The organism is Flavobacterium panacagri (assembly GCF_030378165.1).
Lineage (GTDB): Bacteria > Bacteroidota > Bacteroidia > Flavobacteriales > Flavobacteriaceae > Flavobacterium > Flavobacterium panacagri.
The window spans coordinates 1,975,211-1,989,488 of sequence record NZ_CP119766.1 but is presented as its reverse complement, the minus strand read 5'-3'; the positions used below and the strand labels follow the sequence as shown (position 1 = coordinate 1,989,488).

Genomic DNA, 14,278 nt, shown 5'->3' with positions numbered 1-14,278 from the left:
CTTAAAATTTAAATCGCCAACTTACAGAAGGAAGAATTCTGTACAATACTTTCTCTTCTTGTTTTACGACAACTTTGTCCTTGTTTTCGCTTACTTCTACATCTAAAACCACATAAATAGGATTTGAAATGTTAAATGTATTGTAGATCGAAAAATTTAATGCACTTTCTTTCTTCGAAGTTTTCACGAAATAGTAATTTGCAGAAAGATCTGTTCTAATATAATTTGGCATCTGTGCATTATTATATCCTGAATATTCTTTTACTGGATTATTATTGATGAAATACCAAGAAGTCGGCATTGTGAATCGATTTCCAGAACCAAATATTTGAGTTATACCAAAATTCCATTTTGCATTTAAATCGTACATTCCAACTACAGAAAGATTATGTCTTCTATCATATTTTGCGAAATAAGTTTTCCCGTTGTTGAGTTCATCAAAATTGCGATCAGACCAGCTTAAAGTATAACTCAGCCAACCGCTAAATTTTCCGCTGCTTTTTTTCAGCATCACTTCAAATCCGTAAGCTTTTCCTTTTCCACCATATAAATCATTTTTAAGTGTTGTGATTTCATTGAATTGGGTTATTCCATACGGATATTCGAGCAGATTTTTCATCGAACGATAAAAACCTCCAAAAGAAGACGAAAAATTCCTAGTAATGTTTTGGTTTGAACCTATAGAAAATTCATTAGAAGATTGCGGTTTTATTCCATCAGAACTAGCAATCCAAAAATCAGTCGGAATACCAACGCTTGAAGTCGTGATTAAACTTAAATACTGATACTGTCTATTGTAAGAAGCATAAAATGAGTAGTTTTCATTTGCAGCATAATTCAAAACCATGCGAGGCTGAAAATGCAAATAAGAATCCGATCCCGAAGTATAATAATTCATTCTGAGCCCTAAATCAGCTGTAACTTTTTCAAATAATTTAGGATTGGCACTCACAAAAACTGCGGCTTCATTTGCAGAAATTGTTCTTTGCGAATAATTATCGACTGTAGTCAGATTTTCTACATTGACTTTTTGAGGCTGTAAATCATGATAAACGTATTGTACTCCAGACTCAAAGGGAATGTTTTTAATCGAAAATTTGACAGCATTTGTAAAACCAAAATCTTTCACATACGAAGAAACTCCAAATTCAATTGTTGCCTGCTCCATATTCAATTCATTTGAATATTGACTAAAGTAAAAAGAATTCGACATACTTACTTTAGGAGAAAAGATAGTATTTAAAGATGGAGAAACAGTAAAATTGCTCCACTTTAAATTGGTTTTCAATGCTAGATTCCCATCCTTTATTTTGAGTTCGTCTCCACTTACAAAGGCATTTAATGAAAATAAATTTTTCTTAGAAATCTGAGATAAAAAAGTAAAATTGGCATCAGAAAAACCATATTTCATATTTTGGACGTCGTTGTTCGAACCTGATTTTAATAACGGCCCCATAACTTCATCAATATATGTTTTTCTTCCAGAAACATATAATCCCGTTTTATCTGTAAGCGGAACCGACAAAGTTAACTGTGAAGCCAAAATACCCGCATTCCCCTGAAGTGAAAACTCGGATGGTATTTTTTTATTCGTATTTAAAAGTGTAGTAGCACTTAAACGTCCTCCATATTTTGGATTGGAACTCGATTTATCAAATTCTACATCTTTAATATGATCTGTATTGTAAAAAGGAAAAATTCCCAACAGGTGAGACATCCCATAAATAGGTGCTTCATCATACAGAATTGCATTATGTCCAGGATCGCCTCCGCGAACATACAAATACCCATTTGCATCTCCTGAATTTTGAACTCCCGGCATCAGCTGCAGTAATTTGATGACATCTGTAGTTCCTAAAACTGTTGGCACAGCATTTAATTCTTTCAAATTAAGAGAAAGCTTTCCTGCTGATAAAGTTTTGATGCCACTTTTTTTATCATTTGGAACAATTACTTCCTTTAATTGCGCGACATTCTTTTCTAAAAGAATCGAAATTACGGTGTCTTTTATGACATTACAGTAAATTGTTTTTGGTAAAAAATCTAAATGATTAACTCTGATTATCAAATTTCCCGAAGAAATAATCTCTGAGAAGCGTCCTAAGCTATCAGCAACTGCATAAAACTGTTTTTTATTAATCTCTAAAGAGACATTTACTCCAGCGAGCTTTTGGTTATCAGAAGATATTATCGTTCCTGTTATCCTTACATCTGGCTGGGCAAAAATGTTAGAAAAACAGAATAAAAAAAAGAGAATAGCAGATTTCGACACTTAAATTTTAATAAGAAAAGTGCGAAAATAAACAATTATAACCCAATTACATCAGGTTATAATTGTTTTAATTTTATTCTTATTTCAATTTATTCAAATACATATTTACCACATTATCCAATCCAAGATAAAGTGCTTCTGAAATCAAGGCGTGTCCAATTGAAACTTCCAATAATCCAGGAATATTTTGTTTGAAAAATTGAATGTTTTCTAGACTCAAATCATGTCCTGCATTGATTCCTAAACCTAATTCATTTGCTAATACGGCCGCTTTTACATAAGGATCGATTCCGTTTTTGTTTCCTAAATCATATTGGTGTGCAAAAGCTTCTGTGTACAATTCAATTCTGTCTGTTCCTGTTTTTTTTGCACCTTCGATCATTTCTAAAACTGGATCAACAAAAATGGAAGTTCTGATTCCGTTTCTTTGGAACTCCTGAATTACTTCTGCCAAATATTCCTGATTTTTAATGGTATCCCAACCAGCTGAAGAAGTAATTGCACCAATTGCATCTGGAACCAATGTCACCTGATCCGGCTTACATTCTAAAACCAAATCGATAAAATTATGTTGCGGATTCCCTTCAATATTATATTCTGTTGTAATAATTGCTTTCAAATCTCGTGCATCCTGATAGCGGATATGACGCTCATCTGGACGCGGATGAATTGTAATTCCCTGTCCTCCAAAACGCTGAATATCTACAGCAACTTTTAATAAATCAGGTACATTTCCGCCTCTTGCATTTCGAAGCGTTGCAATTTTATTGATATTTACACTTAACTTTGTCATATAAATAGATAATTAATTCTAGTAACACTATATTTGTTACGACAAAAATACAAAGTAAAACGCAGCAGTTTTCGGTATTTTTTGATTATTTTGCATCAAATATCTTCAATGATTTATGACAGAAATTACAAACTATATCACCAACGATTTCAGAGCGATTGATAGTCAGGAAACGATAGCCTCGATTCAGGACTTTTTTATCGATGTAAATTTTTCTCATTTCCCAATTTTAGAAGATGGGATTTTTATCGGAAGTATTTCTTCTGAAGATGTAGAAACATTTGACACCGATAAAAAAGCGATTGACTACAAATATACTTTAGAACGTTTTTTTGCCAGAAAATCGATGATCTGGCTTGACGTTTTAGAAGTTTTTGCAAAAAACCACACCAATATACTTCCGATTCTTGACGAAAACAACACCTATATTGGCTATTATGAAATGGAAGATATCATGAAATTTTTTCAGGAAACGCCATTTTTAAAAGAACCTGGGGCTATTATTATCGTTCAAAAAGGCCTTTTAGATTATTCTATGAGCGAGGTAACACAGATTGTAGAAAGCAATAATGGCAAAGTTTTAGGCTGCTTTGTTTCTGAAGCCGATCTTGAGAATGTTCAAATTACAGTAAAAATTGGTCTAGGCGCAATCAATGAAATTATTCAAACCTATAGAAGATATGGTTACGAAATTATTTCAGAACATCAGGAAGACACCTATATTAATAGTTTAAAAGAACGCTCAGATTATTTAGACAAATATCTTAATATATAAATTATGAATGTGCCAATGAGAAAATTAGTTCATCACATAATTTCCTCATTGCCCAATTATCTAATTAGCGAATGAAAATAGCCATTTACGGACAATATTATCAAAATAGCACAGAACCCATTATAAAAGACATTTTTATGTTCTTCAATTCCAACAATGTTGAAATGGTGATTGAGGAAAATTTCCTAAAAATGCTTTACGAAAAACAGCTTGTTAAAAAAGAATATAAAACCTTTTCTCCAAGTACTGCTTTAGATAATAGTTTTGAAATGCTGATTAGCATTGGTGGCGACGGTACTATTTTGAGAGCAGCAGCTTTTGTTCGTAATTCTGGCGTTCCTTTATTAGGTATTAATGCTGGAAGACTGGGTTTTCTTGCCAAAGTGCAAAAAGAGAATATCGACATCCTATTGCAATATGTTATAGATCAAAATTACACCACTTCTGAACGTACCTTATTAGGATTAACTTCTGAACCCCAAAATGAAGCTTTTGAAGAACTTAATTTTGCAATGAATGAAGTTACCGTAAGTAGAAAAGACACTACTTCGATGATTACAGTGGAGACTTATTTAAACAATGAATATTTAAACTCATACTGGGCAGACGGACTAATCATCTCTACTCCAACCGGCTCTACAGGATATTCCTTAAGCTGTGGCGGACCAATATTAACTCCAGATGTAAAAAGCTTAGTAATCACACCTATTGCCCCACATAATTTAACAGCCAGACCACTTGTAATTCCTGATGATACTGAGATTACCTTACGAGTTACAGGAAGAGAAGACCAATATTTAGTTTCATTAGACTCCAGAATCTCTTCAGTTAAAAATGAATCAATTCTAAAAATAAAAAAAACAGATTATAAAATTAAAATGGTCGAAATCCCAGGTGAAACTTTCTTGAAAACCTTAAGAAACAAATTGCTCTGGGGAGAAGACAAAAGAAATTAAATCCTTTTCTAAGCCCCTACTATACGATAATGCCACATTTTCTCGTTCTGCATATAGCGAATCATCATTAAATGGCTCAAAATCATAACGTAAATTGAAAAAAAAGCACATTTAACCAAAGGAACTTTGATTCGTATTGATAATTATTATATTTGCACGCAATTTTGAATTAAATGAAGAAAATTTTTAATTTATTGTTATGTTTTTTCCCCTTTATTACACTAAACGCTCAGATCAATGAGATTGGTGTTTTTCTTGGCGGAAGCAACTTTGTAGGTGATGTTGGTAAAACGACTTATATCGCCCCAGAAAAACTAGCTTTTGGCATTCTCTACAAATGGAACAGAAGTCCAAGACATTCTTGGCGTTTCTCCTATACACAATCAGAAGTTACTGGAAATGATTTCAAATCGGATGAAACAGGAAGAAATCAAAGAGGTTATCGTTTTGACAATAACATTAAAGAACTTTCTGCAGGATTAGAATTCAATTTTTTTGATTTCAATCTGCACGATTATCACACAAAAATTACCCCGTATGTATATTCAGGTTTAAATTTCTTTATCTTCGACAACTTATATAGATATACTACAAGCCCAAACGTAATTTATTCTGAAAATTCAAGCTCTCTTGCTATACCTTTTATATTAGGTATAAAATCGAACATAACGCCACGTTTTGTTTTAGGACTTGAAGCAGGAGTTCGCTATACTTTTACAGACAATATTGACGGAAGTAAACCTAACACAAGTAGTTCAAACATTTTAAAGTTTGGAAATTTAAATAATAATGACTGGTATGTTTTTTCAGGTGTAACCTTAACGTATACCTTTGGAAAAAAACCTTGCTATTGCGCAGAATAAAATGAATTTAATAGAATCAATAGATCACACAAACTTACCAAAACACCTTGCCATTATTATGGACGGTAACGGACGCTGGGCAAAACAACAAGGTTTTCTGCGTGCGTTTGGACATGAAAATGGAACAAAATCTGTAAAAGAAATCATCAAAACTTCAGCTAAGCTGGGAATTGAGTATTTAACCTTATATGCTTTCTCTACAGAAAACTGGAACAGACCAAAACTTGAAGTTCAGGCTTTGATGAAAATATTGATCAATTCATTAAAAAAAGAACTCGTTACGCTTCAAGAAAACAATATCCGACTGAATGCAATTGGAAATCTTGACAAATTGCCAAAAACAGCCCAAAAAGAGCTTTTGGATGTTATGGAAAAAACTAAAAATAATTCCCGATTAACCCTAACTCTTGCTTTAAGCTATGGATCTAGAGAAGAGCTGGTAAATGCCGTAAAGGCAATTAGTGATAAAGTTAAAAATAATATAATTTCAATCGACACTATTGACGATTCAATTATAAATGAGCATCTTTACACGCAAAATTTACCAGACGTAGATTTATTAATACGAACCAGTGGAGAACATAGAATAAGTAATTTTTTGCTGTGGCAGATCGCTTATGCAGAATTATATTTTACTAATGTCTTATGGCCAGACTTTAAAGACCAAGATTTATATGAGGCTATTATTAGTTATCAAAAAAGAGAACGTAGATTTGGAAAGACCAGTGAACAAATTAAATAATTTTTTAGTGTTGCAAAAAAAAATACAAATAGTCCTTACCCTTTTAATGCTGGGTAGTTTTTCACAAATTAAAGCACAAGAAAGAGTTCCTTTTGATCAAGGGAAAAAATATATCCTAGCCAAAGTTTCCGTAGTTGGTAAAATAAGCTTCAATGAGCAAACTGTTGTAACCTTTTCTGGTCTTCAAAAAGGTCAGGAAATTACTGTTCCGGGAGAAGAAATTAGTAGTGCAATTAAAAAATTAGGTAAACTTGGTTTATTCGATGAAATTGCTTTCTATGTAAATAAAGTAGAAAATGACAGCATCTATCTAGATTTAGATATCATTGAACTTCCAAAACTAAACGAAGTAAAATTCGTCGGAGTTAAAAAAGGTAAAGTTGAAGGCCTAATTAAAGATAACAACTTGACTAAAAACAAAATAGTCAATGAAAACTTAATTACAACAACTAAAAACTATATTGAAAATAAATACAAAAAGGACGGTTTTTATACTACAAAAGTTACTATTACCACTACTCCCGACACCACTGCTGGAAATCATGTAAATATGCTTGTTCGAGTTGATAAGGGAGATAAAGTAAAAATCAGCAGTATCGATTTCATAGGAAACAAACAACTCACCAGCACTCAATTACGTGGTGCGATGAAAGATACTAAACAGAAAAACTTCATCCGCGTATTTAAAGCTTCTAAGTTTATTCCTGAAAAGTATAAAACCGATTTAGAAAAAGTAATTGCAGCCTATAAAGAAAAAGGATATCGCGATGCTCGTATTATTTATGATTCTGTGAAATATAACAAGCAGAAAAATATGCTTGCTATTAAAATTAATGTAGAAGAAGGGAATAAATATTACTTTGGTAATATTAAATTCTTAGGTAATACCGTTTATTCAGATCAACTTTTAAGCCGTTATTTAGGTATCAAAAAAGGAGAAACTTACAACGGTGTTTTATTAGAAAAAAGAATTGCTGACAAGTCAAAACCTGATGCAGAAGACATTACCAACTTATACCAAAACAATGGTTATTTATTCTCAAACATCAATGCTGTAGAGGTAAAAACGGTAAATGATACTATCGATTTTGAGATTAGAGTTACCGAAGGACCAATTGCTTATTTCAACAAAATCACTGTTGTTGGAAATGACAAAACAAATGACCACGTTATCTATCGTGAGTTAAGAACTAAACCAGGTGAAAAATACAGTAAAGAACAATTGGTAAGAACAATTCGTGAGATTGGACAATTAGGATTTTTTGATCCTGAGGCAATCGATCCTAAATTCAAAAATGTAGATGCTGGAGCAGGAACTGTTGATATCGAATATAATGTTGTAGAAAAAGGATCCAGCCAGGTCGAGCTTCAAGGAGGTTACGGTGGTGGAGGTTTCATTGGAACATTAGGTCTTTCGTTTAACAACTTCTCAGCTCGAAAATTATTTGACAAAGAAGCCTACAAACCTTTACCAATGGGAGACGGACAAAAAGTAGCCTTACGTTTACAAGGAAGTACTTATTTCCAAACCTATAGTTTATCATTCTCCGAGCCTTGGTTTGGAGGAAAGAAACCAGTACAATTTAGTTCTTCTATTTCGTACAGTAAGCAATTTCTTAACAATTATATCACTAGAACTGTTGATAGAAGCAGAAGTTTTAATATTTTTACAGTCCAAGTTGGTTTAGCAAAAAGATTAACTGTTCCAGATGATTACTTTGTACTATCACAATCTGTAAGTTATCAGCATTATGATTTGAACAATTACAACACTGGATTATTTACCTTTGGTAATGGTGCATCAAGAAACTTGGCGTATACAATCGGACTTTCAAGAAGCAATAAAGGGGTGAATCCAATATTCCCAACTTATGGTTCTGAGTTCAGTATTTCGGCTAAAGTAACACCACCTTATTCTTTGTTTAATGGAATTGATTACGGTGATTTGAAAAATGAAAAAGAATATAAAACACAATATACAGGGGCATCTGGGAGTGGTGTAGACGGAAAACCACTTAACACTGGTGATTATGTTAAAACAGAAACCGTAAATGGGCAGACTGGTTACGTAAGTGTTGGATCTGACTACGGAAGTGCTGATACCGATATAGGAAAAGTCGATCAAAAGAAATACAACTGGTTAGAATATTATAAAGTTAAATTTAAAGGAGACTGGTATACTAAAGTCTATGGAAAACTAGTATTAAGAACCCTTACAGAATTTGGTTTCTTAGGAGCTTATAATCAAGAAAGAGGTGTAATTCCGTTTGAGCGTTTTTACTTAGGAGGAGATGGTATGGCAAACTACTCAATGGATGGTAGAGAAACTATTCAGTTGAGAGGTTATCCTAACAACTCTTTAACTCCAGTAAATTCGAATGGTGATCCAATTGGAGCAACTATTTATAATAAATTCTCTATGGAATTACGTTATCCAATTACATTAAAAGCATCTGCTTCTATTTATGCTTTAACATTCTTAGAAGCGGGATCTTCTTATCCAACGTTCAAAGATTACAATCCATTTGATTTGAATCGTTCTGCGGGTGCTGGTTTACGTGTATTCATGCCTGCATTTGGATTGTTAGGTATTGACTTTGGTTACGGATTTGATGCGCTTCCTGGACAAACAAAAGCTAACGGATGGGAAACTCACTTTATTATTGGACAACAATTTTAGAGAAATAGCGTTTGGTTAAAAATCATCAAATAAAGTTATGTTATGAGAAAACAATTTTTATTTATATTTTTAGCCTTGATTGTAGCAAATACAAGTCAGGCACAAGGTAAGACGACTAGAATTGGCTACATCGACATGGAATATATTTTAGAAAATGTTTCCGATTATAAAGAAGCTAAATCACAATTAGAGCAGAAAGCTCAAAAGTGGAAACAAGAAGTTGAGGCTAAAAAATTAAATATAAATACATTAAAGGAAAGTTTAAAGACTGAAAAAGCTCTACTTACCAAAGAATTAATAGAAGAAAGAGAAACAGAAATTAAGTTTCAAGAACAAGAAATGATGGATTATCAGCAGAAACAATTTGGTGCTGATGGTAATTTGATGAGACAAAAAGCGGCTTTAGCAAAGCCAATTCAGGATCAGGTTTTTACAGCAGTACAAGATATTGCAGAAGCTAAAAATTATGATTTTATTTTTGACAAATCATCAGATCTAACAATGCTTTTCAGCAACAAAAGATTTGACATCAGCGATCAGGTTTTAAGAGTTTTAAATCGTACAGAAAAACGTGAACAACTGACGAAAAAACAATTAAAAGAACAAGAAGCAAAAGAAAATCTAGAAAATGCAATAGACGAAAATCCAGCAATGGCAGAGCGTCAAAAAGCACTTGATGAAAGAAAGGCGGCTAGGGAAAAACTAATTCAAGATCGAAAATTAGAACAGGAAGCTAAGAAAAAAGAATACGACGACAGACGTAACGCTTTAGCGGCAGAAAGAGAAGCTAAAAAAAATGGCACGGTTTCTGAAACAGCTAAAACAACTGCTCCAGCAACAGAGGCTGCAAAAACCAGTACAACAACTGCTAAACCAGCTGCTACTGGAACAGAACAAACGCCAACTGCTGAGCCAACAATGACAAAAGCTGAAGAAAGACAATTGCTTTATGAACAGCGTAAAAAAGAATTAGAAGAAAAGAGGAAGAAAATCTTAGAAGAGAGAGAAGCGGCTAAAAAAGCAAAAGAAGCCGAATCACAAAAAACAAATACGACCAATAATTAATTAATATTTTAAAAATGATGAAACAAATCAAAACTTTACTAATTGCTGCAATTCTTATTTTAGGAGCAAGTAACACAATGAACGCACAAGCGAAGGTAGCTCATGTTGATGTCAGCGAGATTATGTCGAAAATGCCTGCTATGCTAGATGCTCAAAATCAGCTGCAAAAATTAAGTGGAACATATGATGCTGAATACAAAAAGATGGTTGATGAATATCAAGTAAAAATCAAAAAGTATGAAACAGAAGCAGCTACAGTAACTGATGCTGTTAACGGTGAGCGTTCTAAAGAAGTTCAAGATATGCAAAAAAGAATTGTTGACTACAGAGACAATGCACAAAAAGAACTACAACAAAAAGAAACTGATATCGTAAAACCTTTAATGGAAAAAGTAAGAGCTTCTATCCAAAAAGTTGGAAAAGCTAAAGGTTTCCAATATATCTTAGATGGTTCTACTTTATTATTAGCTGATGGTCCAAACATCACTGCTGACGTTAAAAAAGATTTAGGATTCTAAGAAATTCAAAATTCGAAAAATCAACTGCTCAATTGCTTAAATTGAGCAGTTTTTTTTTACAAAAAATTAAATTTAATCGTTGGTATATTTTCAAGAATTGAATTAACTTAGAGTAACAAATTTTATCTAAAAAATACTAATTTTGCTTTATGACAAACAATAATCCTATAGGCGTTTTTGATTCTGGTATTGGCGGAACTTCCATCTGGAGCGCTATTCATGATCTTCTTCCAAACGAAAAAACCATTTATCTGGCTGACAGCAAAAATGCTCCATACGGTCAAAAAACGAAGGAGGAAATTGTCGCATTAAGCAAAAAAAATGTAGAATTTTTACTCGATAATAATTGTAAATTAATTGTGGTGGCTTGCAATACTGCTACGACAAATGCCATACGAGAATTACGTGCAGATTACGATATTCCGTTTGTGGGAATCGAACCTGCCATCAAGCCTGCAGCAAATAATTCGCAGACACAAGTAATTGGAATTTTGGCTACAAAAGGAACTCTAAACAGTGAGTTATTTAATAAAACTGCCGAAATGTTTCAAAACACTAAAATAGTAGAGCAAGTTGGTTATGGATTGGTACAGCTTATTGAAGACGGGAATTTATATTCACCAGAAATGACACAGCTTCTCGAGTCATATCTGAAACCAATGGTTGAAGCCAACATCGATTATCTTGTTTTAGGATGCAGTCATTATCCGTATTTAATTCCTCAAATCAAAAAAATTATCCCAGATCATATTAAGATTATTGATTCTGGCGAAGCTGTCGCTAGACAAACAAAAAACCTACTTCAAGACAAAGTCGGCTTCTCGGAAATTATCCAAAATGATCCGATATTTTATGTCAATTCAGACCCAAAAGTTCTTGAGTCAATCTTAGAATTTAAATATCCCGTTGTTAAAAAAGACTTTTAATCTATTTTTCGTTTAACAAACCAAATTCCGTCCAACGATAAATTAAGTGATATTTTATGGTAGTTTTCTTTTATTAGATCATTCGCAATTCTCCCTTTTTGACCATACGAATACGATACATTCAGAAACGAATAAGTATTGTCTATCGGCAGATTTAAACCAATTGAAAAAGATGCATTGTTAACACGATGGGCATCAACCTCCAAATAACCTGTATCATAACTTACTCCAGCGGCATAGCCTACTCTATCCCAATATTTTCGCGGATTCTTTTTAGAACTATAGGTAAATCCAGCTGCAACGCGATCTTGATTCACAAAATTCCCATACAAGTCAGATTGTTTGGTATCTTCCCAAAGACTTCTTTCATAATCTAAGGTAAAATTCAAATTATTCTTGAATCGTTTACTTATTCCAATTCCTATCTCTAAAGGCATATAATAATCATCTGTAGCCGAAGCGGTACTAGATTCAATAGTTGATTGTACTTCATCTGCAATTGCCGATACTGACTGCACTTTAGAAGCATTAATTCTTGAAGGAACTTTGAATGTAGTTCCAATTGTAAAAGTGGAATCAATTTTATACTGTCCTCCTAATGTTGCACGTACACCACTGTAATCTGTTTGCTTATGAATAGTTGTAATAGAGCTTCCAATTAAAAAAGATCGATCGTCGACCGTATTTCCAAAAAGAACTGTTGCTGTTGCTCCCAATGTCAGTTTTTTTCCTAATCGATAACCATACGAAAAATCTAAGTTATTTAACCCGCCAGATCCTTCTGCTGTGACATAATAATATTCCTGACCATCTTGAATTGGCAGTTTTAAATTGGAAATTTTAAATGTCGAACTAGAATACGGCTGAAGTGAAAGACTAAATGCTGATTTTTTAGTTACTGGAAAAGCTAAAGCTAAGTGTGAAAATTGAAAATTATTTCGGCTCTCTTTACGCGAACTGCTTTGATATGTTGTTGAAATTGCTTTTCCTCCAATATCAAACAAAAAGTGATTTTGATACATAAATCCTAACGAAGCAGGATTCAGGTTATTAATAAATGTATCTGATGGCAAAGCGATTCCAGAAGAACCAATAGAAGGCAGATAACCAAAATCTGAATCGTACAAACTTCCAACACCATATAATGAATAAGGTGAACTTGAAATACTTTGAGAAAACGAAGTCAGCGACATTAAAATGAAGCAGCTCCATAAAACAATTTTATTTTTCATTAATATGAGATGTAATAAATTTTAAGCTGAATTTTATTATTTAAATGCTTTTGGTCTGCTAAAACCAATCTATTCACTGATTTAGAAATTCCTGGCAAAGTCAATATAAGCGCTGACCTCGAATCGGATTGCTTCAGCATTTCTTTCTGGAGAAAAGCTCCAATTGGAATTGAATACCCTATATTTTCGTTGAATTCATCACTTTTCTGGCTCAATTTTCCATAAACTGAAGAACCCGCAGAATTTACAAGAGTTCCACTTATCCTATTCAAGTTATCCCCAACATAAACCGTTAGAGAATCTGCCAAAGGATATTTGTCTGAATAAGAATTATTGACAGGCTTCAAGATTAACTCGGCATCGACAATTGCTCCATTTGTCGAAATATTTTTGAACTGTTTTATATTAGGAAAATCGATTCGACAAGCTACACCTGTTCCAGACTGAATAAATCCTTGATTATTGGTCAGCGTACTTGACAAGTTACTGCTCGAAATGGGGAGATTTTGCAGCACAGTTCCCGTTTTATCAAGTGAAATAGAATTAAACTGTTTGGAAGTATCTAAAATCGAAAAATCCAGTACATTAGACGCATCTTCATTATCTGATTGGTATTTTGAATAATACAACCGAACCTTACTTGAAGAAACACTGAAGCCAATAACATTTGAAGAACTTGAATTCTCTGGAACTAAAACAAATCCTTTTAAATATTCGGTAAAACTATCAAAATCTGTAACCTCTCTTTTTTTGATTTTCTGAAAAAGGGCTTCTCCAAACTCTTTATTCATTTGAATATTTATAGAATCTTTCTGAGTAGGCCTTGGTTTAAACGATATTGATCCAAGACTTTCAGAACTATAAGCCAAACTAGAATTATTATAAAACTGACTGTCTTCTTTGTTTGGTTTTACTTTTTGGGTTAATCTATAAATATTAAAAGTCTGCACTCTTGTAGTATCACCATAGTAATATTTATCGTATTTAAGAATCATAGAAATGGAATCAAAAACATAATTCGTAGCTTCTGTATCAGAACCTACACTGTTTAAAGCATAACTACTTCCAGAAAGCTGAAAATAGCTGTCAGCCTTTACTTTTCCAAAAACAGGATCGTCATAATTACCAATTAAAATTCTTCCTTTACTGGAAGTTGCAAGTGAATCAAAATTAATTGTTGACATGTTGACAGTAACCGTATCGATCAAAACCACCTTGTTGCTTAAAGCCAGATAATCTGATCCAACATTAAATTCTCCAGTATCGGTATCTGTACCACATGAAAATAGACTTAATACGAAAAGCAAGATCAATATAAACTTGTGCATAATTTATTTTTTGAACAAATATAAAAGGCAAGCTCTCGCGCTACACTATAACATATACTATCGTGCTTTTTTAAGCTACAAATTGCACAAAACCATCTACAATACCCATTGCCGTCAAAAAAATCATT

Annotated in this window: 12 protein-coding genes; 8 read left to right on the top strand and 4 right to left on the bottom strand. The window is 33.0% G+C overall.

Annotation, left to right across the window (positions count from 1 at the left end; all coding sequences use genetic code 11):
* Position 1: 1 nt before the first annotated feature.
* Together P2W65_RS08950 and P2W65_RS08945 are read right to left on the bottom strand one after the other, a co-directional pair.
* On the bottom strand, positions 2–2,272 hold the full coding sequence (locus tag P2W65_RS08950; RefSeq protein WP_289665001.1) for a TonB-dependent receptor plug domain-containing protein: 2,271 nt from the start codon (positions 2,270–2,272) through the stop codon (positions 2–4).
* Positions 2,273–2,351: 79 nt separating this feature from the next.
* Positions 2,352–3,065, bottom strand: a complete 714-nt coding sequence (locus tag P2W65_RS08945) for a pyridoxine 5'-phosphate synthase (protein WP_289665000.1) — start codon at positions 3,063–3,065, stop codon at positions 2,352–2,354.
* Positions 3,066–3,180: 115 nt separating this feature from the next.
* On the opposite strand from P2W65_RS08945, the gene P2W65_RS08940 reads away from it, so the two are divergent.
* The 8 genes from P2W65_RS08940 to murI all read left to right on the top strand — a co-directional run bounded on the left by P2W65_RS08940 (position 3,181) and on the right by murI (position 11,590).
* Positions 3,181–3,840: a CBS domain-containing protein gene (locus P2W65_RS08940; protein WP_289664999.1), complete on the top strand. Its 660-nt coding sequence runs from the start codon at positions 3,181–3,183 to the stop codon at positions 3,838–3,840.
* A 71-nt stretch (positions 3,841–3,911) separates the two neighbouring features.
* Positions 3,912–4,796, top strand: a complete 885-nt coding sequence (locus P2W65_RS08935) for an NAD kinase (protein ID WP_289664998.1) — start codon at positions 3,912–3,914, stop codon at positions 4,794–4,796.
* Positions 4,797–4,969: 173 nt separating this feature from the next.
* On the top strand, positions 4,970–5,659 hold the full coding sequence (porG, locus tag P2W65_RS08930) for a type IX secretion system protein PorG (protein WP_289664997.1): 690 nt from the start codon (positions 4,970–4,972) through the stop codon (positions 5,657–5,659).
* A 1-nt stretch (position 5,660) separates the two neighbouring features.
* Positions 5,661–6,401 carry an undecaprenyl pyrophosphate synthase gene (uppS, locus tag P2W65_RS08925; protein ID WP_289666175.1) on the top strand — a complete coding sequence of 247 codons (741 nt, stop codon included), beginning with the start codon at positions 5,661–5,663 and terminating at the stop codon, positions 6,399–6,401.
* A complete protein-coding gene (locus P2W65_RS08920; RefSeq protein WP_289664996.1) occupies positions 6,334–9,081 on the top strand; it encodes a BamA/OMP85 family outer membrane protein in 2,748 nt (915 codons plus the stop codon). The genes uppS and P2W65_RS08920 overlap by 68 nt, the downstream gene beginning before the upstream one ends.
* Before the next feature lie 42 nt (positions 9,082–9,123).
* Positions 9,124–10,146, top strand: a complete 1,023-nt coding sequence (locus P2W65_RS08915; RefSeq protein ID WP_289664994.1) for an OmpH family outer membrane protein — start codon at positions 9,124–9,126, stop codon at positions 10,144–10,146.
* 14 nt (positions 10,147–10,160) lie between these two features.
* The gene (locus P2W65_RS08910) at positions 10,161–10,664 is read left to right on the top strand and encodes an OmpH/Skp family outer membrane protein (protein ID WP_205727651.1); all 504 of its coding nucleotides are present in this window, start codon (positions 10,161–10,163) and stop codon (positions 10,662–10,664) included.
* Positions 10,665–10,813: 149 nt separating this feature from the next.
* Complete coding sequence (gene murI / locus P2W65_RS08905; RefSeq protein ID WP_289664992.1) at positions 10,814–11,590, top strand: glutamate racemase; 777 nt, start codon at positions 10,814–10,816, stop codon at positions 11,588–11,590.
* On the opposite strand, the gene bamG is transcribed toward murI, so the two are convergent.
* The gene (gene bamG / locus P2W65_RS08900) at positions 11,587–12,822 is read right to left on the bottom strand and encodes a BamG family beta-barrel-assembly machinery protein (protein ID WP_289664991.1); all 1,236 of its coding nucleotides are present in this window, start codon (positions 12,820–12,822) and stop codon (positions 11,587–11,589) included. The genes murI and bamG overlap by 4 nt on opposite strands.
* Entirely contained in the window at positions 12,822–14,150 is a 1,329-nt protein-coding gene (locus P2W65_RS08895; protein ID WP_289664989.1) for a DUF4270 family protein, read from the bottom strand. The genes bamG and P2W65_RS08895 overlap by 1 nt, the downstream gene beginning before the upstream one ends.
* Between the last annotated feature and the right edge of the window lie 128 nt (positions 14,151–14,278).